General features: G+C 63.2%; 20 protein-coding genes. 5 read left to right on the top strand and 15 right to left on the bottom strand.

Annotated elements, in window-relative coordinates; all coding sequences use genetic code 11:
* Positions 1–21: 21 nt before the first annotated feature.
* The 11 genes from smc to ttcA all read right to left on the bottom strand — a co-directional run bounded on the left by smc (position 22) and on the right by ttcA (position 11483).
* Complete coding sequence (smc, locus tag CWI75_RS07600; RefSeq protein ID WP_101520864.1) at positions 22–3519, bottom strand: chromosome segregation protein SMC; 3498 nt, start codon at positions 3517–3519, stop codon at positions 22–24.
* Positions 3520–3659: 140 nt separating this feature from the next.
* Entirely contained in the window at positions 3660–4859 is a 1200-nt protein-coding gene (locus CWI75_RS07595; protein ID WP_101520863.1) for a c-type cytochrome biogenesis protein CcmI/CycH, read from the bottom strand.
* Positions 4856–5326, bottom strand: a complete 471-nt coding sequence (locus CWI75_RS07590) for a cytochrome c-type biogenesis protein (protein ID WP_101520862.1) — start codon at positions 5324–5326, stop codon at positions 4856–4858. The genes CWI75_RS07595 and CWI75_RS07590 overlap by 4 nt, the downstream gene beginning before the upstream one ends.
* Positions 5323–5865 (bottom strand): DsbE family thiol:disulfide interchange protein, encoded by a 543-nt coding sequence (locus CWI75_RS07585; RefSeq protein WP_101520861.1) that lies wholly within the window; start codon positions 5863–5865, stop codon positions 5323–5325. Before CWI75_RS07585 ends, CWI75_RS07590 begins: the two co-directional genes overlap by 4 nt.
* On the bottom strand, positions 5849–7837 hold the full coding sequence (locus CWI75_RS07580; protein ID WP_101520860.1) for a heme lyase CcmF/NrfE family subunit: 1989 nt from the start codon (positions 7835–7837) through the stop codon (positions 5849–5851). The genes CWI75_RS07585 and CWI75_RS07580 overlap by 17 nt, the downstream gene beginning before the upstream one ends.
* Complete coding sequence (gene ccmE / locus CWI75_RS07575; RefSeq protein WP_101520859.1) at positions 7834–8283, bottom strand: cytochrome c maturation protein CcmE; 450 nt, start codon at positions 8281–8283, stop codon at positions 7834–7836. The genes CWI75_RS07580 and ccmE overlap by 4 nt, the downstream gene beginning before the upstream one ends.
* Positions 8283–8483, bottom strand: coding sequence for a heme exporter protein CcmD (gene ccmD, locus CWI75_RS07570; protein WP_101520858.1), 201 nt, complete (start codon positions 8481–8483; stop codon positions 8283–8285). Before ccmD ends, ccmE begins: the two co-directional genes overlap by 1 nt.
* Positions 8483–9229: a heme ABC transporter permease gene (locus CWI75_RS07565; protein WP_101520857.1), complete on the bottom strand. Its 747-nt coding sequence runs from the start codon at positions 9227–9229 to the stop codon at positions 8483–8485. Before CWI75_RS07565 ends, ccmD begins: the two co-directional genes overlap by 1 nt.
* 68 nt (positions 9230–9297) lie before the next feature.
* Positions 9298–9984, bottom strand: a complete 687-nt coding sequence (gene ccmB / locus CWI75_RS07560) for a heme exporter protein CcmB (RefSeq protein ID WP_101520856.1) — start codon at positions 9982–9984, stop codon at positions 9298–9300.
* Positions 9981–10583 (bottom strand): cytochrome c biogenesis heme-transporting ATPase CcmA, encoded by a 603-nt coding sequence (gene ccmA, locus CWI75_RS07555; RefSeq protein ID WP_175580201.1) that lies wholly within the window; start codon positions 10581–10583, stop codon positions 9981–9983. Before ccmA ends, ccmB begins: the two co-directional genes overlap by 4 nt.
* Before the next feature lie 15 nt (positions 10584–10598).
* Complete coding sequence (ttcA, locus tag CWI75_RS07550; RefSeq protein WP_101520855.1) at positions 10599–11483, bottom strand: tRNA 2-thiocytidine(32) synthetase TtcA; 885 nt, start codon at positions 11481–11483, stop codon at positions 10599–10601.
* A 92-nt stretch (positions 11484–11575) separates the two neighbouring features.
* On the opposite strand from ttcA, the gene CWI75_RS07545 reads away from it, so the two are divergent.
* Together CWI75_RS07545 and CWI75_RS07540 are read left to right on the top strand one after the other, a co-directional pair.
* Entirely contained in the window at positions 11576–12556 is a 981-nt protein-coding gene (locus CWI75_RS07545; RefSeq protein ID WP_101520854.1) for a malate dehydrogenase, read from the top strand.
* 6 nt (positions 12557–12562) lie between these two features.
* A complete protein-coding gene (locus tag CWI75_RS07540; protein ID WP_101520853.1) occupies positions 12563–13186 on the top strand; it encodes a TetR/AcrR family transcriptional regulator in 624 nt (207 codons plus the stop codon).
* 9 nt (positions 13187–13195) lie between these two features.
* Here CWI75_RS07540 and CWI75_RS07535 read toward each other — a convergent pair whose 3' ends face one another.
* Together CWI75_RS07535 and CWI75_RS07530 are read right to left on the bottom strand one after the other, a co-directional pair.
* Positions 13196–15673: an ABC transporter permease gene (locus CWI75_RS07535; protein WP_338152695.1), complete on the bottom strand. Its 2478-nt coding sequence runs from the start codon at positions 15671–15673 to the stop codon at positions 13196–13198.
* A 2-nt stretch (positions 15674–15675) separates the two neighbouring features.
* On the bottom strand, positions 15676–16341 hold the full coding sequence (locus CWI75_RS07530) for an ABC transporter ATP-binding protein (RefSeq protein ID WP_101520852.1): 666 nt from the start codon (positions 16339–16341) through the stop codon (positions 15676–15678).
* Between CWI75_RS07530 and CWI75_RS07525 the strand changes: the two genes are divergently transcribed.
* From CWI75_RS07525 to CWI75_RS07515, 3 genes are all read left to right on the top strand, one after another.
* On the top strand, positions 16340–16972 hold the full coding sequence (locus CWI75_RS07525) for an arylesterase (protein WP_101520851.1): 633 nt from the start codon (positions 16340–16342) through the stop codon (positions 16970–16972). The genes CWI75_RS07530 and CWI75_RS07525 overlap by 2 nt on opposite strands.
* The gene (bioA, locus tag CWI75_RS07520) at positions 16969–18270 is read left to right on the top strand and encodes an adenosylmethionine--8-amino-7-oxononanoate transaminase (RefSeq protein ID WP_101520850.1); all 1302 of its coding nucleotides are present in this window, start codon (positions 16969–16971) and stop codon (positions 18268–18270) included. Before CWI75_RS07525 ends, bioA begins: the two co-directional genes overlap by 4 nt.
* 113 nt (positions 18271–18383) lie before the next feature.
* On the top strand, positions 18384–20516 hold the full coding sequence (locus CWI75_RS07515; RefSeq protein WP_101520849.1) for a YgiQ family radical SAM protein: 2133 nt from the start codon (positions 18384–18386) through the stop codon (positions 20514–20516).
* Positions 20517–20601: 85 nt separating this feature from the next.
* On the opposite strand, the gene CWI75_RS07510 is transcribed toward CWI75_RS07515, so the two are convergent.
* Complete coding sequence (locus CWI75_RS07510; RefSeq protein WP_162300019.1) at positions 20602–22917, bottom strand: TonB-dependent receptor; 2316 nt, start codon at positions 22915–22917, stop codon at positions 20602–20604.
* A gap of 288 nt (positions 22918–23205) precedes the next feature.
* Positions 23206–23913, bottom strand: coding sequence for a TetR family transcriptional regulator (locus CWI75_RS07505; RefSeq protein WP_162300018.1), 708 nt, complete (start codon positions 23911–23913; stop codon positions 23206–23208).
* Positions 23914–23988: the final 75 nt, after the last annotated feature.

The following is a 23988-nucleotide window of genomic DNA, read 5'->3' as shown; positions in this document are numbered from 1 at the left end:
AGCTCGTTGCCTCCCGTTGTTCTAACTTGCCGCCAGTTCCGCCGCTTCTTCAACATCCACGGATACCAGGCGCGAAACGCCGGGCTCGTGCATGGTCACGCCCATCAGCTGGTCGGCCAGTTCCATGGATATCTTGTTGTGGGTAATATAAATGAACTGCACCGTCGCCGACATCTCTTTTACCATGCGTGCATAACGCCCCACATTGGCATCATCCAGGGGCGCATCAACTTCGTCGAGCATACAGAACGGCGCCGGATTGAGCTGGAAGATTGAAAATACCAGCGCGATCGCGGTCAGGGCTTTCTCGCCACCCGACAGCAGGTGAATGGTGCTGTTCTTCTTGCCCGGTGGCCGCGCCATGATCGTAATACCCGTATCCAGCAGGTCGTCACCGGTCATCTCCAGGTAGGCGTTGCCGCCACCGAACACGCGCGGAAACAATTCCTGCAGGCCGTTGTTCACCTTGTCGAAGGTGTCGCGGAAACGGCTGCGGGTTTCCTTGTCAATCTTGCGAATGGCGGCCGCCAGGGTCTCCAGTGCAGTGGCCAGGTCATCGTTCTGGGCATCCAGGTAGTTCTTGCGCTCGGACTGCAGCGCGTATTCGTCAATGGCCGCCAGGTTGATCGGCCCGAGACGACTGACCCGATTGCCAACCCGCTCCAGGTTCTGCTGCCACTCGGCCTCATTGGCGCCCTCGGGCATGGCCTGCAAAACCGCCTGCACATCCTGCTCGGCTTCCTGCAGCCGGCGCAGCACGTTCTCGCACTGAACCTGCAGTCCCTGGTGGCGCAGGCGCAGCTGTTCCAGTTCATCGCGCACGCCCTGGGCGCGCTGCTCAACACCTGCCCGCTGTTGCTCAGCCTGGCGTAGCGCGTGCTCCACCTCGGCTACCGCCTGGCGCGCCCGGGTGAGCTCGGCCTCTGACTCCAGGCGCATTTCCAGCTGTTGCTCGAGCTGCTCGCGCAACTCCGTGAGGGGGTCATCATTCTCCGCCAGGTTACCCTGCAGGGTATCCCGGCGCTCCTGCAACTGGGCCAGCTGGGAGCGGGTGCGGGCAATGGTCTCGCGGGCCGCCTGCAGCTGGGTATGCAATGACTGGTGGCGCATGGCGGCCTGGTGCGCCACATCCTTGTCGTGGCGAGCCTTCTGGCGCACGTTGTCGAGGTCGCCGCGGGTGCGGTCGCGACTGGACAGCAGCTCTTCGCGCTGGCGGGAATCGGTTTCCATGCTTTCGATGGCGGCGGACAGCAACAGCCGCGCCTCGGACATGGATTCCTGTTCCTGGGCGAACTGTTCCCGGGTATCGGCGATATCCACACCCAGGCGCTCGCGCCGGGCGCTGATCTGCTCCAGGCGCGCCTGTTGCGCAGACAAGCTGGCGCTCAGTTCGGCGTGCTGGCGGGTTACCTGCTGCAGCTCGCGCTGGCAATCCTGGCGCTGTTGCTCCAGGGTCTGCTGCTGTTCACGAGCGTCGGCCAGTGCCTGCTCGAGCGCGATCACACGCTGTTGGGTCGCCTCTATTTGCCCGGCCAGTTGTTCCAGGTCCTGCTGCCGCTTGATCACCCCGCCTTCCTGGTCCCCGGACCGCGTCACCCGCAGCCAGTTGGGCCCCAGCCACAGACCGTCGGCGGTAATAACCGATTCCTGTGGCGCCAGCCCGGGGCGCATCGCCAGTGCCGTGGGCAGGTCATCCGCTATCCGTACGCCCGCAAGCAGGCCGCCGGCCGCCCCACCGCCGCGCACCCGCGCCGCCAGAAAGCCGGCTTCCGGGGTTGCGGCCATGGTGTTTTCCACCAGGCTGAGCTGACCCCGCTCCAGGGAGTCGAGCATCCCGGGAAGATCACCCAGCTGTTCGACACACACTGCCTGCAGGTAGTCACCGAGTACGGTTTCCACCGCCAGCTGCCAGCCTTCATCCACGTCCAGTTGTTCCAGCAACCGGGGTCGGGTGCCCAGTTCCCGGGCAGACAGCCAGGCGCCAACCGCCTTGTCGCGGTCTTCGGTCGCGGCCTGTTGCAGGGCTTCCAGGGACGCCTGGCGCCCCCGCAACTGCTGCAGGGTGGAGCGGCTTTCATTCAATTCACCAGACAGCTGGCCATCCTGTTCCCGGGTGGCCTGCAATTGCCCGGCGAGGGATTCGCTACGCGCCTCAAACTCGGCCATCGCCTCTTCGGTCTGGGCGATGTCCTCGGCCACCGCTTCCAGTTCGGCATCGTCCGGCCCCTGGGCCAGACTGCCCTGTTCCTCTTCCAGCTGCAGAATGCGGCGTTGCAGGCGTTGCTGGGCCTGCTCCAGATGCTGGATACGCGACTGCTGTACTTCGGCCTGCTGCCGGGGCGCGGCGGCGTGCTGGTTGAATTCATCCCACTGCTGTTGCCACAGTTGCATGGCCTCTTCCGCCTGCAACAGCGCCTCGGCGGATTCCTGCTCCGCTGCCTGCAGCATTTCAAGCTCGGGCGCCAGCACCTCGAATTCACTTTCCCAGGTTTCCACCCTGCCCTCGTCCTGGGCCAGGTGCTGGCCGGCTTCCTCGAGACTGGCCAGGGTCTGGCGCAGGTCTTCGCCAAGTTGCTGGCCCCGCTCCTGCTGGTGCCTGATGGTCTGTTCTATCCGCGCCACTTCAGAGCCAAGGGTGTAATAGGTGGCCTGAACACGGTTGAAGGTGTCGGTGCACTCACCGTGATCCACCCGGTGTTGTTCTATCGCGGTATCAACCTGCTGGTGCTCTGCGTTGACTGCTTCCAGCCGGACTTCCATCTCCGCAATGGCCTGGGCGCAACTGTGCACCTGCGCGTCCAGTTCCTGCCATTGCAGGGCCTGCAGCTGCGCCTTGAGTGCGCGCTCCTCGGCCTTTAGTTCGGTATATTTTTCAGCCGCCTGGGCCTGGCGCTGCAGGTGCTGGAGCTGGCGTTCCAGTTCGTCGCGCAGGTCGGTGAGCCGCTCCAGGTTCTCCATGGTGCGGCGCATGCGGCTTTCAGTCTCTTTGCGGCGCTCCTTGTACTTGGAAATACCGGCGGCTTCTTCGAGAAATACCCGCAGCTCCTCGGGCCTGGATTCAATCAGGCGCGAAATCATGCCCTGTTCAATAATGGCATAGCTGCGCGGACCGAGACCGGTACCAAGGAAAATGTCGGTGATATCTCGACGACGGCAGCGGGTACCATTGAGCTGGTATTCGGACTGGGCCTCGCGGGTAACCAGGCGCTTGATGGAAATCTCAGCGTAGCTTGCGTACTCGCCGCCAACACCGCCGTCGCTGTTGTCGAAAACCAGCTCAATGGAGGCCTGCCCCACCGGTTGCCGGCTAATGGAACCGTTGAAGATAACGTCGGTCATCGACTCGCCGCGCAGGTTCTTGGCGGAACTTTCACCCATTACCCAGCGCACGGCGTCGATCACATTGGACTTGCCGCAGCCATTCGGACCCACCACCGCACACATATTACCGGGGAAGGTAACCGTCGTCGGGTCGACGAAAGATTTGAAACCGGCAAGCTTGATCGACTTTAATCGCATATCACTTTAGGGGTTTTGTGTATCTTGTTGGTTTACAAAGAAAGCGCCCTATCGTCAGGGCGCGTTCCGCCGGCCGGAAACTAGCGCGCAGTGTATCCAACTTCCCCGGCCAAGACTATGCCTGACAGGCAAATGGCCGACTAGCCCGGCTGCGGTTGCAGGGTAATGGCCAGGGTATCCGTGGACCGCGAGGGTTGCAGGGGACCGGCGCGGCCCAACCAGCTGGCGTTGGCCTCACCCGGGCTGCCATCCGGCGAGACCTGGACAATAACCACAATCTCTCCCGCCTCGGACAGTTTTTGCCCGGCCATGGAGCTGCTGTCATCAAGCCGCAGGGTGGCCGGCAGGTCGCGCGCCTGTAAACGTTGTACGGCGATCGGCATACGGCTGTCGCTGGCCGCGGCGCGGGCCAGCACAAATACCGTATCAGTGGGGTTGAAGGTTGCCCCGGCCGGCATCTCCACTCGCAGGCTGACACCCACCGACAGTTCAGCGCCGGCATCGGTGGCACCGGGCTCGCCCGCACCAGCAGTTTCGCCAAGGTTGGCCCGGGCCTGGGCAATCACGCCGGCGATCATCTGGGCGCCTTCACTGCCGGGGGTTTCCATGGCCACCAGGCGCTCCCAGTACTGAATTGCAGCGCGGTATTGTTCGCGTTCAAACGCTGCCATGCCGAGCAGGCCCAGTGCCGTGCGCTGGTGGGGATTCAGCGCCAGCGACGCTTCCGCCTGCGCCTGGGCCGCCGGGGTCAGCGTACGCTCGGACGCCAGGTAGCTGGCCTGTGCCGCATAAGCCAGCGCCTGGGCGTCCTCGGGAGCGCCCTCGGCCAGGTTCTGGTAGGTGGCGGCCGCGCGTGCATAGTCGCCCTGGCCCATGTAAAACCGACCCAACAGGGACAGGTAGTGAAGGTTGTCCGGGCGCTGGGCGACTCGCGCCTGCATAGCACTCATCAGTACCTGTATCTCGTCTTCATCGGGGTTGTCGCCCAGGGTTTGCAGGCGCTCGGTGATCTTCACATCCGCGGCCGACCCCGTCAGGTAGTACAAGCCACCGGCCATTACCGCAATAACCGGTAACAACACCCAGACCGGGAAGCTGGCACCGGAGGGTCTCGCGAGCGGGCTCAGTGGCTCCTGCTGGTCTTCCAGCAGGCGCAGCTGGGCGTCTGTTTCCAGGCCCGCATCGCCGTCTTCCGCGAGTTCGCGGCGGCGCAACCGGTACCATTCAAGGTTGGCCTGGGCACCATCGTCCAGTGGCCTCTTCAGGGCCCAGCCGGGAAATAAATAAAACAGTCCACTGAGCAGGATCAATCCAATACAGGCGAGCAGGAATGTGGTCAATCGTCTTTCTCCGTTGTTGCCAGTAACGCGCTCAGCTCTTGCTGTTCCGCCGGATCCAGTGCTGTGGATTGCTGCCTGCGCCCCCGCATCATCAGCAGCACGCTGGCGACGCCAATCAGCAACAGGAGTATCGGCGCCAGCCACAACAGCACCGCGACTCCGTTGAAGCTCGGGCGATAACGCACGAACTCACCGTAACGGGCCACCATGAAATTGAGGATCTCGGCGTCCGTGGCACCCGCTTCCAGCTGCTGGTGCAACAACCGCCGCAGGTCCTGGGAAATGGGCGCGTTGGAATCGGCGATATTCTGGTTCTGGCATTTGGGACAGCGCAGCTCCTGGCTCAGTTCCCGATAACGCAGTTCCAGCTCCCGGTCGCTGAACTCATAGGTTTCTATCACCGCCGTAGCGGGCAGTGCCAGCAACAGCGTGAACAGGGCCAGGCCACACAGGCGAATCAGTTTCATGGCGTACTCTCCAGGGCTGCGATTTCGCGCCATAAAGGTTCCAGGGTGTCGCGCCAGACACGCTCGTCAATTACCCCCACGTGGCGATAACGGATAATGCCGTCGGCATCCACAAGGTAGGTTTCCGGTGCACCATACACACCGAGATCGACCCCGAGCGTACCCTCGCGATCGACGATATTGGCGCGGTAAGGGTTACCGAGGTCCTGCAACCAGCGGCGCGCGGCCTCGTCCTCGTCCTTGTAGTTGATCCCGTAAATCGGCACCCCGCTGTCAGCCAGCTGCTGCAGGTAGGGGTGTTCCACCCGGCAGGAAATGCACCAGGTGGCCCAGACATTGAACAGCGCGGGCTCACCGATCACATCGTCGCGCTCCAGGGGGCGATTATCGGCAAGCTCGGTGAGGCGAAATTCAGGCAGTGGCCGGTCGATCAGCGCCGAGGGCATCGCCATCGGGTCAAGCGACAGGCCCCGATAGAGAAAAGCCGCCAGCACCAGAAACAGGATCAGCGGCAGGAACAGCTTAAGTCTGGGCGGCATGCACGGCTCCCTCGCGATTGCTCTCTCGCGCCGCACTGCGCTGGCGCCGGTAGCGCTTGTCCGCCACCGTCAGGAACCCACCCAGGGCCATCAGAATTGGACCGCCCCATATCCAGCGCACGAAAGGCTTGTAATGCAGCCGGATAGCCCAGGCACCATCGCTGCCGATGGGTTCCCCCATGGCCACGAACAGGTCCCGGAACACGCCGGCGTCAATCGCCGCTTCGGTCAGCACATCGCCGCTGGCCAGGTAGCGGCGCTTCTGGGGCGCCATCTCGGCAATCTCGCGGCCGTCGCGGAACACCAGGAATATGGCTTCATCGGCCACATAGTTGGGGCCGCGCACCTGGCCCACGCTGACAAAACGGAAATCGTAGCCGGCCAGGCTGTCGGTATCACCGGGGCTCATCTTGAGGTCGTGCTCAATGTGGTACTGGCTGGTAAGTACCACCCCGATCACCGCAACCGCAAACCCGATATGGGCGGTAAACATGCCCCAGTAACTCGGCGCCAGGCGCCGCAGGCCGGCCCCGATGGAACTCGCATTGCGCACTTTATTACCGAGGTCACGCAACAAGCCGAACACCAGCCACCCCGCAAACAGCACCGCCAGCGCCACCCACACGTTATAGTCGCCCTCGTATAACAACGGCAGGGTAATGGCGCAGACCAGGGTAGCGATAGCCGGCACCAGCAGCTCCGCACGCCAGCGCGACACACTGTCCTGCTTCCAGCGGGAAATGGGGCCTATCCCCATGAAGGGCATCAACAGTGCCATCAGCGGTACAAATACCGCATTGAAGTACGGCGGGCCCACGGAGTATTTGCCCTGCCCCAGGGCATCCATCAGCAGCGGGAACAGGGTGCCGAACAGCACCGTCAGGGTGGCCACCAGGAACACCACGTTATTCACCAGCAACAATGATTCCCGGGACAGCCAGGCAAAGCCGACCCGGCTGCGCACGGCCGGGGCCCGCAGGGCGTAGAGCACCAGCGAACCGCCTACCACGATACCCAGGAATACCAGGATAAAAAGGCCACGGGCGGGATCGGTGGCAAAGGCGTGCACCGAGGTCAGTACCCCCGAGCGCACCAGGAACGTCCCCAGCAGGCTCAGGGAGAAGGCAAAAATGGCCAGCAGCACGGTCCAGCTTTTGAACAGGCCGCGTTTTTCCGTGGCCGCCAGCGAGTGCACCAGTGCCGTGCCCGCCAGCCAGGGCATGAAAGAGGCATTTTCAACCGGGTCCCAGAACCACCAGCCACCCCAGCCGAGCTCGTAATAGGCCCACCAGCTGCCCAGCATGATCCCCAGGGTAAGAAAGGCCCAGGCGACGTTGGTCCAGGGCCGCGACCAGCGCGCCCAGGCGGCGTCCAGGCGCCCGCCCAGCAGCGCGGCGATGGCAAAGGCAAAGGCGACCGAAAAACCGACGTAGCCCATGTACAGTAGCGGCGGGTGAATGATCAGGCCGAAGTCCTGCAGTAGCGGGTTCAGGTCCTGCCCGTCTGCCGGTATCCCCGGCAGCAGGCGTGCAAAGGGATTGGAGGTGAACAGGGAGAACGCCAGGAAACCCACCGCAACGAAGCCCATCACCGCCAGCACCCGGGCCAGCATCACCAGCGGCAGCTGCGGGCTGAACAACGCCACCGCCGCGGTCCACACCGCCAGGATAAGAATCCACAGCAGCAGCGACCCTTCGTGATTACCCCACACCGCGGAAAACTTGTACTGGGCCGGCAGCAGGCTATTGCTGTTGTTGGCCACCACCTGCACCGAGAAATCGTCCTGCATGAAGGCCCAGGTGAGGCAGGCAAAGCTGATTGCGGAGAACACCAGCATACCCAGCGCCAGGTTTGGCGCCAGCGCCATAGCCGTGGCATTGCCCCGCCACGCACCCCACAGGGGCACGGTGCACAGCACAACAGACAGGCAAAAGGCGATAATCAGTGCGAAGTGACCGAACTCGGGGATCATGGGGCTTGCTCCTGCATCCGGGCCTTTGACGCGGCCAGCGCCTCGGCCACTTCCGGCGGCATGTAGTTTTCATCGTGTTTGGCGAGAACTTCCGACGCCTGCAGCACGCCGTTTTCATCCAGCCTGCCCGCGGCAACCGCGCCCTGGCCCTCGCCAAACAGGTCCGGGAGAATGCCCACGTAGACCACCGGCACGACCGCCTCAAAGTCGGTGACTTCAAATCGGGTTTCAAGGCTGTCGGGGCTGCGGATGATGCTGTCTTCAACCACCATCCCGCCAACCCGAATGGACTGCCCGACCGGCGCCAGGCCGGCGGCAACCTCAGCCGGCGGATAGAACAGGTTGATATTGCCGCGCAGGGCGTAGGCAACAAGGGCGATGGCCGCGCTGGAAAAAAACACCAGGAAGACGACCAGGTAAAGACGCTGTTTACGAACCGGATGCATTAACTTTCCTCGCGGACTGGGGCCGCAGCCCCGCTATTGCGCCTGATCTGTCCCCTGAGCTGGCGCAGGAAGCGCTGCTCACGGCGCCGGGGCGCATACAGAATATAGACTATAACCACCAGTGTAATCAGATACGCGGACCAGACAAAGCCACCGTGGCCGTCCATCTGCAGGACTGCGGACAAAGATTCAAAATACATCAACCGGGCTCCCGCTCGCCTGCCAGCCGCCGCACCCACCCGGTACGCGCTTCCCGCTGCAGGATTTCGGCACGCATGTTAAGCAACAGGCTACAGGTAAACAGGGCGTAGAAGGTAACAATCATGAACAGCAGCGGGTACAGCATACTCGGATCGATGGTGGAGCCGCCGGTAAACTTGATTGAAGCGGGCTGGTGCAGGCTGTACCACCAATCCACCGACTTGTAGATGATGGGGATATTCACCGTACCCACCAGGCTCAGCACCGCGCAGGCCTTGGCCGCCAGCGCCTTGTTCTCGTAGGCCTCGTACAGCGCCACCACGCCCAGGTACAAAAACAGCAGGATCAGCATCGAGGTGATGCGCGCGTCCCACACCCACCAGGTACCCCAGGTGGGCTTGCCCCAGATACTGCCGGTGACCAGGGCGACAAAGGTCAGCGCCGCGCCAATGGGGGCACAGGCCCGCATGGCGATATCCGCCATCTTCATCCGCCAGATCAGGCTCACCGCACCGGCGATGGCCATCACGTAGTAACCGGCCAGGGCCACCACCGCGGCAGGGACATGAATATAGATGATGCGATAGCTGTTGCCCTGGCGAAAATCAGGGGCGGTGAACAGCAGTCCCCACACCGAACCGGCCACCAGGGCGAGCAGTGTCAGGGGCAGTAGCCAGCGCAGGATGGATCCGGAAATGCGATACAACCAGGGCGGGGAACCAAGCTTATGAAAGAATGACCACATATCAGCGTGATTATACAGCGACCGGGCCGCGGAACAATGTAACCGACCGCAAATAGCAGGCCAAATGTTCAGGCGTCAACGGAGATGCGCAGGCCCGCGGCTATCGCCGCCGGTGCCAGCGCCACTGCCATGCACAGCATGGCCCCCAGGATTGCCAGGTAGGGGGCCGCGGACGCGCCCGCCAGGGCGGCCTGGACGGCGCCGCTGCCGAAGATCAGCACCGGCATGTAAAACGGCAAAATCAACAGGGAGATCAGCATGCCCCCCCGCTGCAGACCCACGGTAAGCGCCGCACCGATACCGCCCACCAGGCTCAGCACGCCGGTCCCCAGCAAGAGGCTTGCCGCCAGCGCGGGAATTGCCGCGGCGTCCAGTCCCAGCATCACCGCGAACAGGGGCGACAGCAGCGCCAGCAGAAAACCCGTCAGCAGCCACTGGGCCAGTACATAGGCCAGGGCGGAGAAATACAGTGGCTGCGGCGCCAGCAGCAGTTGCTCCAGGCTGCCATCCTCGAAATCGCTGCGAAACACGCCATCAGAACTGAGCAGATTCGACAACAGCGCGACAATCCACAAAATCCCGGGGGCAAAAACCGCGAGGGTGTCCGGTGCCGGGCCCAGGCCGAGCGGAAACAGCGCAATCACCATGGCAAAGAACAGCAGAGGATTGCCGATCTCGATCGGTTTGCGCAGCCCCAGCACCAGCTGCCGACGCAGCAGGAGCCCGCAAAAAACAGGGGTGGATAACGTATTCATGTCAGCAGGCCCGTGGCGAGGTCCAGCGACCTTAACGGATGCGGCACCGCCACCGTCTGGTGGGAGGTCAGCAACACCGCACCGCCCTCCCCCAGATGCTCTGCCAGCCGGGTTTCCAGTGCCGTCACCCCAACCCGGTCAATCGCCGTAAAGGGTTCATCGAGCAACCACAACGGCGCTCTGGACAAATACAGGCGGGCAAGGTTGACGCGCCGGTGCTGGCCGGCGGACAACGTGTGACTGGGCACGTCCTCGTAGCCATAGAGGCCCACCGCCGCCAGTGCCTGGTCAATCTCGGCGCCACTGTTGCCGGCTTCCCCGGAGACATGCCAGGCCAGGTTTTCGCGCGGGGTCAGCAGCCCTTTCACCGCGCTGTGGTGGCCCAGGAACAATTGCGGCGCGCGCCGCCGCACCTGGCCGCTGAAACCGTAGCGCGACAGTCCCGCCAGGATCCGCAACAGGCTGGTTTTGCCGGCACCGTTGGCGCCTTCGATCTGCACCAGTTCCCCGGCGTTCACCCGCAGGGAGATGGCACTGAACAGCTGGCGCCCGCCGCGTTCCAGGGCAAGGTCGTCCGCCTCCAGCAGCGGCGCCGGCACCGCCCCGGTTACCACCTAGAGGTTAACGACACGGATGGCGGGCACGTGCAGATCGGGATCGGTGCTGACTTCACCGCGCAGGGAAGCGAAATCAAACAGCGCGGTATCCGCCAGCTGCGACGGCGCAATATTGGTGATGCTGCGGAAAATGGTTTCGGTACGGCCCGGATACTGGCGTTCCCAGTCCTTCAGCATCTGCTTGATCTGCACTCGCTGCAGGTTCTGCTGGGAGCCACACAGGTTGCAGGGGATGATCGGGAATTGCTTGTAGTCGGCGTAGGCGGCAAGGTCTTTTTCCTTGCAGTAGGCCATGGGCCGGATCACCACGTTGCGGCGGTCATCGCTGAGCAGTTTGGGCGGCATCGCCTTGAGGCTGCCGCCGAAAAACATGTTCAGGAACAGGGTTTCGACAATGTCATCGCGGTGGTGGCCCAGGGCAATCTTGGTGGCGCCGATATCGGCGGCGAACCCGTACAGGGTACCCCGGCGCAGGCGGGAACACAGGCCGCAGGTGGTTTTGCCCTCGGGAATGACCTCCTTGACGATGCGGTAGGTATCCTTTTCGAGGATGTAATACGGGATATCCAGTTTGGCCAGGTAATTGGGCAGCACTTCCTCGGGAAAGCCCGGTTGCTTCTGGTCCAGGTTGATGGCGATCAGTTCGAAATCGATCGGCGCGTTGACCCGCAGGGCCATCAACACATCCAGCATGGCATAGGAATCCTTGCCGCCGGACAGGCACACCATCACCCTGTCGCCCGCCTCGATCATGCCGTAATCGGCAATCGCATTGCCTACATTACGGCGCAGCCGTTTCTGCAACTTGTTGAATTCGGTTCGTTCTTTTCGCGAAAGTTCTCGCACAACTGGCCTGCCTCGGGTGCCCGGGTGAGGCCGCATTTTACAGGTAGCGGCTTGTCTTTTCACCCGTTTGACTCGACAATGTGCCCCCTCAATTGGCCCATTCACCCATTTTCGAGGAACCTTCCCTGATGAAAGCACCTGTTCGAGTCACCGTTACCGGCGCAGCTGGCCAGATTGGTTACGCGCTGTTGTTCCGTATTGCCTCCGGCTCCATGCTGGGAGATGACCAGCCGGTAATCCTGCAGCTGCTGGATATCACCCCCGCCCTGGAAGCCCTCGACGGCGTGCGCATGGAGCTTGAAGACTGTGCCTTTCCGCTGCTCGCGGGTGTGGTCTGCACCGATGACCCGTCCACCGGCTTCAAGGACGCCGATTACGCCCTGCTGGTTGGCGCCCGCCCACGCGGCCCCGGCATGGAGCGCAAGGACCTGCTGGAAGCCAATGCGGCCATCTTCTCGGTACAGGGCAAGGCCATCAACGAACATGCCAGCACCAACATCAAGGTACTGGTGGTGGGCAACCCGGCCAACACCAACGCCCTGATCACCCAGCGCAATGCGCCGGATATCGACCCGCGCAACTTTACCGCCATGACCCGCCTGGATCACAACCGCGCCATCACCCAGCTGGCGATCAAGACCGACACCACGGTTAACGATATCAGCTGCATGACCATCTGGGGCAACCACTCCGCCACCCAGTACCCGGACCTGTTCAATGCCAAAGTGAAGGGTACTGCCGCTATCAGCCTGATCGACCAGGACTGGTACGAAAACGACTTCATCCCCACCGTGCAGCAGCGTGGCGCCGCCATTATCAAGGCGCGCGGCGCCTCCTCGGCAGCCTCCGCCGCCAACGCGGCCATCGGCCACATGCGCAGCTGGGCGCTGGGCACCGAGGGCGATGACTGGGTTTCCATGGGTGTGTATTCCGATGGCTCCTACGGCATTACCGAAGGCCTGATCTACTCATTCCCCTGTCGCTGTAAAGGTGGCGACTGGGAAATCGTCCAGGGTGCCGATGTCGGCGACTTCAGCCGCGCCAAAATGCAGGCTACCGAACAGGAACTGACCGAGGAACGCGACGCGGTACAGCATCTGTTACCGTAGGCTGGCATGGCTATCACGGGGCACGGCGCAGCGCAAAAGAGCTATCATCACGGCAACCTGAGGGCCGCGTTGCTGGATACCGCTGTCGGCCAGCTTGAAGAGCTGGGCGCGGAAGCACTTAGCCTGCGTGCCCTGGCCCGTGGTATCGGCGTATCCCAGACTGCGCCCTATCGCCATTTCAACGACAAGGGCGAACTGTTTGCCGCCATGGCAACCCAGGGCTACCGGCGCTTGCTGGCTCGCCTGGAGGAGGCCGCGGCGACGACCGAGGACTGCCCCCGGGCGCAGCTGGCGGCGCTGGCGCATGCCTATGTGGCCTACGCCGGCGAGTACCCGCAGATGTTCAAGCTGATGTTCGGCCCGTCGGTTCAGCCGGCCAACCTCCCCCCGGAACTACGGGAAGTCAGTCGCGACACCTTTCAACAGGTGCAGGCCATCCTGCGCCACGGCATCGAACTGGGTATTTTTCGCCAGCAGGACCTCGCCTACCTGACCAACGCGGCCTGGGCCGGGATTCACGGCCTGGCCACCCTGGTGGTTGACGCACCGCAATTATTCCAGCGCCACATTGATCTCTCCCGCCAGGTTGAACTGGGGGTGCAGACCTTCATCGTCGGTATCAGCCGGTAGCCTACCTGCCTACAGTTCGCGCAGCACTGACAGCGGCGGGCTGGAAACCACTTTACGGCAGTTGAACACACCCAGCCCGGCAATCAGCACCGTGCCGGCCCCTATGCCAATGGGCCACACCCAGGGCGAGGGCTGGTAATACATCCCCATCACCTGGGCCTGGAGGATATACACCGACAGCTCCGCCGCCACCGTCGCCAGCAAGCCGGCAAACAACCCCATGGCCGCAAATTCAATCAGCAAACCACCCAGCACCAGCCGTCGCGAGGCGCCCAACGCGCGTAGAATCGAGCTTTCGTGCATGCGCGCATCCACGCTGGCCTGCACCCCCGCCACCAGCACCAGGGCACCCGCTGCCACAATCACCGCCAGCACCAGCTCTACCGCCGCCGACACCTGGCTGATGATGCTGCGCACCTGGGCGACCACCACATCCATTTCCACCACCGTCACCGTGGGGAACTGGCGAATAAACCGGTTCAGGAACGGCTTTTCCTCCGGCTCCAGGTAGAAACTGGTCATGAAGGTGGCCGGGTAGGAAGCCAGCAGGCGCGGCGGGAATACCAGCCAGAAGTTGGGGTTGAAGGACTGCCAGTCCAGGGTGCGGATACTGGTCACCGTCGCCTCCAGTGGCTCGGAGCCCACCTGGAAACCGATCCGGTCTCCCACCGTCACCCCGAAACGCTCGGCAAACTCCTGCTCCAGTGATACCTCTTCGGCGGCGCTGTTGGGCGGCCACCAGTCGCCCTCGACCAGGGTATTGTCCGCCGGCAGCTTGTCTGACCAGGTGAAATTGGCCTCGCGCTGGCGCCGGCCCTCGGCCTTGTCATCGGTCTGCGGCAGGGGCTCGCCATTTACCGACAGGATACGGCCACGGATCATCGGGTACAGGGGCGCGGCGGGAATGTTTTCCGCCTGCAACAACTGCTCCACATCCCCTACTTCCTGCGGTGCGATATTGAGCATGAAGTGATTGGGGGTGTCCTCGGGCAATTGGGTCTGCCAGGCGTCGATCAGCGAGGTGCGCACCAGCAACAGGACCAGCAACAGCATGATCGCCATGGCAAAAATCACCACCTGCAGGGCGTTCGCCGTACCCCGGCGCTGCAGGCCGGCCAGGGCCAGTCGCCAGATACTGCCGGCACTCATGCCCACCAGGCGACCGCCGCGCAGCAGGGTCAGCGCCAGCGCCAGACCCAGCACCACGGTCACCGCCAGCCCCGCCAGTACCCCGGCGGTTAACCGCCAGTCACCGCTGTACCACCACATCAGGCCGCTCACTGCCGCCAGCCCCACGGCGTAGTCCACAAAGGTACGCCGCTCTTCCAGCGGCATGTCCCGGCGCAACACCCGCAGCGGACTGGCCAGGCTCAGGCGCCGCAATGGCGGCCAGGCAAAACTCAACAGGCACACCAGTGCGGTGGCGGCGCCAATGGCATAGGGCCGCAGCCCGGCAGGACCGGGCTCGATCGGCAGCTGGTCCCCGAACAGGCCGAAAAACGCAGCCTGCAGGCTCCATCCCAGCGCGCACCCCGTTACCGTCGCGGCCACCCCCAGCAACAACAGGCTGCGGCCATAGAGCCGGGTAATCGTTGCGGAGGTGGCGCCCAGGCTTTTCATGATCGCCACATAATCATTGTGGCGCTCGCTGAAACGCCGGGCGGCCAGGGCAATGGCCACACCCGCCAGCACCACCCCAAGGCTGCCCGCCAGCAGCAGGAAACTCTCCGCGCGCGCCAGGGCATCGCCCAGCCCGGGCTGGCCCTGGCGCACATCCAGCAGGCGCTGGCCCTCCTGCAGTTGTGGCTCCAGCCAGTCGACAAAATCCTCCAGCGCCGCATTATCGGCACTGGCGTAGAGCTGCCGATACTCCACCCGGCTGCCGGGCTGTACCACCTCGGTGGCGTCGATATCGTCGTAGTGCATCAGCACCCGGGGGCCATAACCGAGGAACGAACCGGCCTGGTCGGGTTCGGTACGGGCCGCGGCGGCCACGGTAAATTCGGCCTCCCCGATCATCACCTGGTCACCCAGGCCAACATCCAGCAGCGGGAACAGGCGTGAATCCAGCCACACCTCGCCCGGTTGCGGGCCAGTGGTGGCAGTGAGTATTTCACCGAAGGGCTCTTGGCTGTAGCGCAACTCTCCCCGCAGGGGATAGGCGGAGGACGCCGCCTTGACCGAGGCCAGCACCATCGACTCGTCACCGGCATAGATCATCGAGGGAAAAGTCAGCAGACGGGCGGTTTGCAGTTGCCGGCTGGAGCCTTCCTGCAGCCACTCGGCGGGCATTTCACGGCCACTGCGCACTACCCGGTCAGCCGCCAGGAAACGGTGGCTCTCCTGCTCCAGCGCCACTTGCAGGCGCGTGGTAAACGCACTGATACCGGACACCACCGCCACGGCCAGTACCAGGGCCGCAACCAGCACCCCCAGTTCGCCGCCGCGCCAGTCCCGGGCCAGCATTCGGGTTGCGGTGACCGACACGATCAGTTCCCTTCCACAAGGGCGCCGGCATCAAGCCGGAAGCGGTGCTCGCAGCGCGCCGCCAGGGCATGGTCGTGGGTCACCAGCACCAGGGTCGTCCCCTGTTCGCGGTTAAGGTCAAACAGCAAATCAACGATGATGCCGCCGGTGGTGGTGTCCAGGTTACCGGTGGGCTCATCGGCAAACAGGATCGCCGGGCTGTTGGCGAAGGCCCGGGCGATAGCCACCCGCTGCTGCTCGCCACCCGACATCTGCCGGGGGTAGTGGCTGGTGCGCTCGGCCAGGCCCACCCGCTCCAGAAAATGCTCCGCCTGCTTGCGCGCATCTGCCTGGCCCTGTAATTCCAGGGGCAGCATCACGTTTTCCAGGGCGGTGAGCGCCGGCAGCAACTGGAATGACTGGAACACGAAACCCACGTTCCGGCCACGGAACAGGGCGCGCTGGTCTTCATCGAGGGCACTGATGTCGGTGTCATTGATAATGACCCGACCACCGCTGGCTTCGTCGAGCCCGGCAAGCAGGCCCAGCAGGGTCGACTTGCCGGAACCGGAGGCGCCGATAATGGCTACCGAGTCTCCCGACTTGATTTCCAGCGTAATCCCTTTCAGTATCGCCAGCTCGCCCCCGGCCATGGGGACCTGTTTGCGGAGATTTTCAGCCTTGATCATGCAACAATTCCTTTTTCCCGTTTTACGCACGGCACTGGCAATCGGATTCTCCTGGCTGCTGGTACTGCCGGCTACTGCCGCCCAACCGCGCACGCTGCTGGTGTTTGGCGATAGTATCAGTGCCGCCTACGGCATGTCTTCAGAGCAGGGCTGGGTGGCGCTGTTGTCGGAGCGGCTGGAAGCGTCACACCCCGATTATACGGTGGTTAACGCCAGTATCAGCGGCGAAACCACCGCCGGTGGACTGCGCCGACTGCCGGACCTGCTGCAACGCTATGAGCCCGAGGTGGTGGTGCTGGAGCTGGGCGGCAACGATGCCCTGCGCGGCTACCCCACCCGGCTTATTCGCGAGAACCTGGCCACCATGAGCCGGCTCTCCCGGGAAGCGGGTGCCAAAGTGCTGCTGTTGCCCATGGAAATACCCCCCAATTACGGGGCGCGCTACACCCGGGCCTTTCGGGAAAGCTTTCCACTGGTGGCAAAAGCCACCGGTGCCCATACCGCCCCATTCATGCTGGAAGGCATCGCCACCCGCGATGAACTGATGCAGGATGACGGCATTCACCCTACCGCAGCCGCCCAGCAACAACTGCTGGATAACGTGCTGCCCAGCCTGCTGGAGATTCTGTGAGTACACCCCCCTCGACCTGGGAGCAACTGCAAGCCGGCGATGCCGAACACGTCTGGCATCCCTACGCATCGGCCACTGACACCCCGGAGGTCTACCCGGTGGCCAGCGCCCGCGGCGTGCGCCTGACCCTGGCCGACGGCCGCGAACTGATCGACGGCATGGCCTCCTGGTGGTGCGCCATCCACGGCTATAACCACCCCGCCCTCAATCGCGCCGTACATACCCAGCTGGACAACATGTCCCATGTGATGTTTGGCGGCCTGACCCACGAACCCGCGGTCAAGCTCGCCAGCATCCTTACCCGCATCACCCCGCCGAGCCTGGAGCGGGTCTTTTTCAGTGATTCCGGCTCAGTAGCAGTGGAAGTGGCGCTGAAAATGGCCATTCAGTACTGGCACGCCGCGGGCCAGCCGCGCAAACAGAAGCTGGTGGCCCTGCGCAACGGCTACCACGGCGACACCTTTGGGGCCATGTCCCTGTGCGACCCCGATACCGGCATGCACCACCTGTTTGGCGACGTGCTGCCCAAACACTTCTTTGCCCCGGCCCCGGATGTACCCTTTAACCAGTCATGCGATGACCAGTCCATGAGTGCGATGGAAGAGCTGCTGGCCACCCATCACCAGGACCTGGCCGCGGTGATTGTAGAGCCGGTGGTCCAGGGCGCCGGTGGCATGCGCTTCTATTCGCCCGATTACCTGGTGCGGCTGCGCGCCCTGTGCGATGCCTTCGACGTGTTATTGATCTTCGATGAAATCGCCACCGGCTTTGGCCGCACCGGCAAGCTGTTCGCGCTGGAGCACGCCGGGGTGGAGCCGGACATCCTCTGCGTGGGCAAGGCGTTGACCGGCGGTTACATGACCCTGGCCGCCACCCTCTGCAACCGCCGGGTCAGCGACGGTATCAGCAACGGCGAGGCCGGCGCCTTCATGCACGGCCCCACCTTCATGGGCAACCCGCTGGCCTGTGCCACCGCCATTGCCAGTATCGAACTGCTGCTGTCACAGCCCTGGCAGCGCAATGTACAGCGTATCCAGGACGCCCTGGAACAGGGCCTGGCACCCGCCCGGGAGCTGCCCAACGTGGTGGATGTACGGACCCTGGGGGCCATCGGGGTGATCGAGCTGGCGCAGCCGGTGGACATGAAGGAGATCCAGCCCATGTTCGTGGAACGCGGTGTGTGGGTGCGGCCCTTCGGCCGGCTGGTGTACTGCATGCCGCCCTTTGTCACCAACAATGATGACCTCGCGACCCTGACCGGCGCCATGGTGGAGACGGTTGCCGCCATCAACAAATAGGGCGGTGCCTGCAACCGGGGCACCTGAAACCCGGGTGCCCGAATGCAGATCGCGCAGTGTGGGCCGGATTCGCGTATAATGCGGCCCACATTTGCCAACCCGCAGTTATCGCAATGACCACGCCCCTGTTTTCCTATCGCAAGTACTGGGCCGAATGCTTCGGCCATGCGCCCGAGTTACCCACCTCCCGTGCGGAGATGGATGCCCTCGGCTGGGACAGTTGCGACGTGATTATCGTGACCGGCGACGCCTATGTGGACCACCCCAGCTTCGGCATGGCGGTAATCGGCCGCACCCTGGAGGCCCAGGGCTTCCGCGTGGGCATCATCGCCCAGCCGGACTGGACCAGCGCCGAGCCGTTCAAGGTGTTGGGCAAGCCGAACCTGTTTTTCGGGGTGGCCGCGGGCAACATGGACTCCATGATCAACCGCTACACCGCCGACCGCAAACGCCGCAATGACGACGCCTATACCCCCGGCAATGTCGGCGGCAAGCGCCCGGACCGGGCGGTTATCGTCTACAGCCAGCGGGTGCGCGAGGCCTATCGGGATGTGCCGCTGATTATCGGCAGCATTGAAGCCAGCCTGCGCCGCATCGCCCACTATGACTACTGGAGCGACAAGGTGCGCCGTTCGGTACTGCTGGACAGCTGCGCCGACCTGTTGTTGTACGGCAACGCCGAGCGCGCCCTGGTGGAGGTGGCTCATCGCATCGCCGGGGGCGAGCCGGTCAAGGACATCCGCGATGTGCGCGGCACCGCCTGGGTGTGCAAGCGCCTGCCGGAAGAGTATCGGGTGATCGACTCCAGCCACCTGGATATCATCGGCCCGGTGGAGGCCCCCATCAACCCCTACATCGATACCCGGGTTGAAGCCTGTGCCACCACCAGTAACGACGCCGCGGCGGCAACCGAGACCGAGGTGGCCGTAGTGCGGCTACTGGACCGGCCCAAAGAACAGGGCCCGGCGGTCATCCGCCTGCCCTCCTACGACCAGGTGCGCGAAGACAGCGCCCTGTATGCCCACGCGTCGCGCATCCTGCACAAGGAAACCAACCCCTACAACGCGCGCCCGCTGGTACAGGCCCACGGCGACCGGGAAGTGTGGTTGAACCCGCCGCCCATCCCGCTGGAAACCGAGGAGCTGGACGCCGTGTTCGAGCTACCCTACACCCGCCTGCCCCACTCCAGCTATGGCGACGCCTCCATTCCCGCCTATGAGATGATCCGCCACTCGGTGAATATCATGCGCGGCTGCTTTGGCGGCTGCACCTTCTGCTCCATCACCGAGCACGAGGGCCGCATCATCCAGAACCGCTCCGAGGATTCCATCATCCGCGAAGTGGAAAGCATCCGCGACACCTCCACCGCCTTCACCGGGGTGATCTCGGACCTGGGCGGGCCCACCGCCAACATGTGGCGGCTGGCCTGTAAAAGCAAAACCATTGAAGCCAGCTGCCGCAAGCTCAGCTGCGTGTTTCCCGGCATCTGCAAGAACCTGAACACCGACCAGACCCCGCTGATCAGCCTGTACCGGCGGGCGCGGGAAGTCAGCGGCGTCAAGAAGGTACTGATTGCCTCCGGCCTGCGCTACGACCTGGCGGTGGAAACCCCCGCCTACGTTGAGGAGCTGGTGAAGCACCACGTGGGCGGCTACCTGAAGATCGCCCCGGAACACACCGAGGACGGCCCGCTGTCAAAAATGATGAAGCCGGGCATGGGCACCTATGACCGCTTCAAGACGATGTTTGAAAAGTACTCGAAGGAAGCGGGCAAGAAACAGTACCTCATCCCCTACTTCATTGCCGCGCACCCCGGCACCCGGGACGAGGACATGATGAACCTGGCGCTGTGGCTCAAGCGCAACAAGTTCCGCGCCGACCAGGTACAAACCTTCTACCCCTCGCCCATGGCCACCGCCACCGCGATGTACCACAGCGGCAAGAACCCGTTGAAGCGTGTGACCCGCAGCAGTGACAGCATGCCCACCGTGCGCAAGCTGTCGCAGCGGAAATTGCACAAGGCGTTTTTGCGCTACCACGACCCGGACAACTGGCCCGAGCTGCGCACCGCCCTGAAAAAAATGGGCCGGGCAGATTTGATAGGCAACGGCAAGCTGCACCTGGTACCCAGCCGCCAGCCGGCCAAGCGTCACGAGCGGGTGCCCGCGGGCACCAGCACCTTCGCTACCCAGCACAATGGCCTGCCGCGCAATCCTGCCCCGCGCAAATCCAGGGCACGGCGCTAGCCTTTTCGCGCCAAGCCTGCGAAATCAGTGTAATCGGGAGTATGAGGGATGCCCTACCCGCCACCGGCAGGCAGGGCTTTTTGCTTTACCAGTTGTATGCCGCGGTGAACACGTAGGAGCGAGGCTCCTGCCACGACGCATTGCGGAACATGCTGAAGTCGATCATCTGGATATGCTTGTCTTCGTCGGTCAGGTTACGCACGAAGAAAGAGAAATCCATGGTACCGTCGCCTACCGCCACATCCGCCAGCCTCAACCGCGCATTGAGGTTCTGGGTGCTGGGCACCTCATCAATACCCTTGACGTAGCTGCCGCCGGCATTCGGCGCGGTGAGATCCTTGTTCACCGCATACAGGTACATCTTGTCGGTGTAGCTGTAGTCGACCAGCAACTCCACCGCACCCAGCGAGGACTCAAACAGCGTACCCATCACCTGCACACTGGCCGTATTTTCCGGCGAGTAGGGCGCCAGCCGGTTGGAGGCGGTATCCACCAGCGGACGGCCCGGGGCAAAGGAGTTGTCCAGGTATTTATCGAACTCGGTATCGAGGTAGCCATAGTTACCAGAGATGCGCCAGTTGTCGGTCACCTGCAGGGCCAGCTCTATCTCCAGCCCGCGGTAAGTCGCCTCACCCGCGTTGGTGACCAGCGATTGAGTGGTGCCCGGAAGCAACTGGGTGATGTGCAGGTCCGAGATATCGTTATTGAACACGGCCACGTTCAGCCGCGCCCGCCCGTCCAGCATCGTTGCCTTGACGCCCAGCTCACTGGACAGGGAGGTCTGCGGTTCGAACGGGGTGCTCACCGCGGGGTCTGCAACCTCCGAGCTGAAGCCGCCGCTCTTGAAGCCCTTGGCCACCCTGGCATACAGGTTGACATCGTCATTCAGCGCAAACGCCAGCGCACCCATGGGCGAGGTGTCGTCAAAGGTGGCGCTATAGGTGGTGAAAGGCAGCAGCCCGGGGCCCTGGTCGGTTACCAGTTCGCCACCGAATACGTCGGTCGTATAGCGGTGGGAGAAGCCGCTGCGCTTTTCCTCGGTGTAGCGTACCCCGGCAGTCGCGGTCCAGCGCTCCGCGAAGTTCCAGTCGGCCTGGGTGAACAGGGCCCAGGCTTCGGTATCCGCGGAATAATTAACACCCTGGGGGCCGGCGCCAAACAGGGTGAACAGCTGCCGCCCGGTGGTTTCGCCCTCGTCCTCGAAGTAGTACGCGCCGACGACCCAGTTGACCGCACCCACGCTGGCGGTCCACTGCAGTTCGTGGGAGACCTGCTCGTATTCCGTGGTGCGATTGTAGTTGGCGGCCATGCCCCAGGAGAACACGCCGGGGATGACGTCGATACTGTCCAGTGGCATGCCGTCGATATCCTGGCTGTCACCCACATCCACGGTGCGTATGGCGCCAATGTACTTCAGGCTGTGGTTTTCATTGATCTCCGCCTCCAGGGTCAGGGCGTGGGAGCGCCCTAGGCTGCGCTCGTACAGCGTACCCTGCCCTTCCACGCTATTGGTGCTGACGACATCGGGGCGGCTGGTGGTAACGTAGGGGCGGGCCGCTTCCTGGATTGCAGTGCCCAGGAAGTCCCCAAACACACTGGGGAAGGTGCCGGCCCAGCCTTCCAGCGAGAACAGGCTGGAGGGTGCGGGAGTCTGGTCCGTATTGGAATAATCAAAATCATACAGCGCCGTGACGCGGTCCGACACATCAAACAGCACCGACGCCCTGAAGGCTTCGGTGTCAACGGAACCCATGTCGGGGCCGGTCAGGTTTCGCGCCCAGCCGTCGGCCCGCTCCTTGCGTGCACCCAGGCTGACAGAGGCGATGCCCATTTGTGGCAGGTCGAGATTTACCCGGCCAACGCGGCGGTCGAAATTGCCGGCCTCAACCTGGGCGGAACCGCCGAACTCCCCGCTGGGGCGCCGGGTAATGAAGTTGATCGCACCGCCTTCGGTATTGCGGCCGAACAGGGTGCCCTGGGGGCCACGAAGCACTTCCACGCGCTCGATGTCCACCACGTCAAATACGGAGCCCTGGGTTTTACCCAGGTAGATCCCGTTGAGATACAGGCCTACGGGCGAATCCATCCAGATGGCGGGCTGGCCGGTGACACTGCCACGTATGGCGACGGTGGAAACCAGTCGGGCACCGGGATTCTGGCGAAACATGACATTGGGCGCGACGGCGTTCAGGTCACCCAGGCTCTCAATGGAGCGCATTTCCAGCTCATCCGACGACAGGGCCGAAATGGAGATGGGGACTGTTTGCAGGTTTTCAGCGCGCCGCTGGGCGGTCACAATCACCTCTTCCAGTGCGGCGGCCTGGGCCGCCACCGGCTCGGCAAACTGAATGCTGACAACTGCCAGCGCGAGGGCTTTCATAAGTGGTAATTGTCTGGGCATTGCTTGCGTCTCCACGGTTATTATGGCTATTTCTTTACTACGGTAACGTAATGTCTCACAGGCTTGCACTGAACGGAATAGCGAAACGGTCTGTGGAAGTGGGTCCGGGGGGCTGAAAAAGGGGGTTACCACGTCGCTATTGCCGCGCAGTATGAGCTTTTGTACCAGGGGATTACCGACCCCTTTGCGCTGCCTCGCCGCAGGACGCATCGGGGGCCTTATTTTTCATCAATCAATTGATTCGATCAACTGTTGTAATAAAGCCCGAAATGATCGGGAGAACACCGGTCAAAACCTGGAAAGCGGTTTGTGAAACCCCGTTGGCTGAGCCTGGGCAGCGCCGAGACCGGCGGCCACAAAATCAACCACCACGTGAACCTGCTGCCAGGGCTCCACCGCAGCCACGCCGCGTTGCTCCAGCCAGGGCACGGGCGGCTGATGTAACGCCGACAGACCCCGCAGCAGCACCTGCCCGGCCAGATCCAGGCGCAGGGCGATCTCCGGGTCATGAAGTTCGGGATTGGCGAGCTGCAGCTGTTCAAACAGCGCCGAATTGAAACGCGATGCCCAGCGCATATTGGCCTCTTCCAGCAAAGGCGCCCGATCCGCGTAGAGTCGGGCAAGCAGACATACGTGGCCATAGCCGTCTTCACCGTGCTCCAGGGCCAGCCTGGCCACGGGCATTACCAGTATTTCCGCGATCTCCCGGATGGTGGGGGAATGACCACCGGCCTTCAGGGCCCTGAGAAGGTCTTCCCGCTCCCTCATCATGGGGTCCATGAAGCGCCCAAGCAGTTCCAGCACCAGCTCCTCGAGGCTGCCGAAGTGGTAGTGGAGAATACCGGGGCTGACGCCGGCAGCGGCATTGATGGCACGGATGGAGACCCCCTCCAGTCCCTGCTCAATGATTTTGTCCCTGGCAGCCGCAAGCAGCCTGTCCCGGGCCTCGCCGCGCCTGACCGGCTTTTTCCTGACGGCCTGCCTCTTTGCTTCCACTGCCTGACTCTCCATATGCTGCCGATGACCGGGGGCCAAGTATAACCCAGCGAGTGCAAAAACTATTCGATCTCT

The organism is Kineobactrum sediminis (assembly GCF_002868715.1).
GTDB classification, from domain to species: domain Bacteria; phylum Pseudomonadota; class Gammaproteobacteria; order Pseudomonadales; family Halieaceae; genus Kineobactrum; species Kineobactrum sediminis.
This window is presented reverse-complemented; position numbering and strand designations above follow the sequence as displayed.

Bases quoted from the DNA above. Each gene is read 5' to 3' on its own strand.
- CWI75_RS07545 (WP_101520854.1), top strand. From the start codon at position 11,576: ATGAAAGCACCTGTTCGAGTCACCGTTACCGGCGCAGCTGGCCAGATT.
- smc (WP_101520864.1), bottom strand. From the start codon at position 3,519: ATGCGATTAAAGTCGATCAAGCTTGCCGGTTTCAAATCTTTCGTCGAC.
- CWI75_RS07525 (WP_101520851.1), top strand. From the start codon at position 16,340: ATGCAACAATTCCTTTTTCCCGTTTTACGCACGGCACTGGCAATCGGA.
- CWI75_RS07510 (WP_162300019.1), bottom strand. From the start codon at position 22,917: ATGCCCAGACAATTACCACTTATGAAAGCCCTCGCGCTGGCAGTTGTC.
- CWI75_RS07590 (WP_101520862.1), bottom strand. From the start codon at position 5,326: ATGAAACTGATTCGCCTGTGTGGCCTGGCCCTGTTCACGCTGTTGCTG.
- ccmB (WP_101520856.1), bottom strand. From the start codon at position 9,984: ATGAATACGTTATCCACCCCTGTTTTTTGCGGGCTCCTGCTGCGTCGG.
- ccmE (WP_101520859.1), bottom strand. From the start codon at position 8,283: ATGCATCCGGTTCGTAAACAGCGTCTTTACCTGGTCGTCTTCCTGGTG.
- CWI75_RS07565 (WP_101520857.1), bottom strand. From the start codon at position 9,229: ATGTGGTCATTCTTTCATAAGCTTGGTTCCCCGCCCTGGTTGTATCGC.
- CWI75_RS07540 (WP_101520853.1), top strand. From the start codon at position 12,563: ATGGCTATCACGGGGCACGGCGCAGCGCAAAAGAGCTATCATCACGGC.
- CWI75_RS07515 (WP_101520849.1), top strand. From the start codon at position 18,384: ATGACCACGCCCCTGTTTTCCTATCGCAAGTACTGGGCCGAATGCTTC.
- CWI75_RS07530 (WP_101520852.1), bottom strand. From the start codon at position 16,341: ATGATCAAGGCTGAAAATCTCCGCAAACAGGTCCCCATGGCCGGGGGC.
- ccmD (WP_101520858.1), bottom strand. From the start codon at position 8,483: ATGTATTTTGAATCTTTGTCCGCAGTCCTGCAGATGGACGGCCACGGT.
- CWI75_RS07580 (WP_101520860.1), bottom strand. From the start codon at position 7,837: ATGATCCCCGAGTTCGGTCACTTCGCACTGATTATCGCCTTTTGCCTG.
- ttcA (WP_101520855.1), bottom strand. From the start codon at position 11,483: ATGCGGCCTCACCCGGGCACCCGAGGCAGGCCAGTTGTGCGAGAACTT.
- CWI75_RS07585 (WP_101520861.1), bottom strand. From the start codon at position 5,865: ATGCCGCCCAGACTTAAGCTGTTCCTGCCGCTGATCCTGTTTCTGGTG.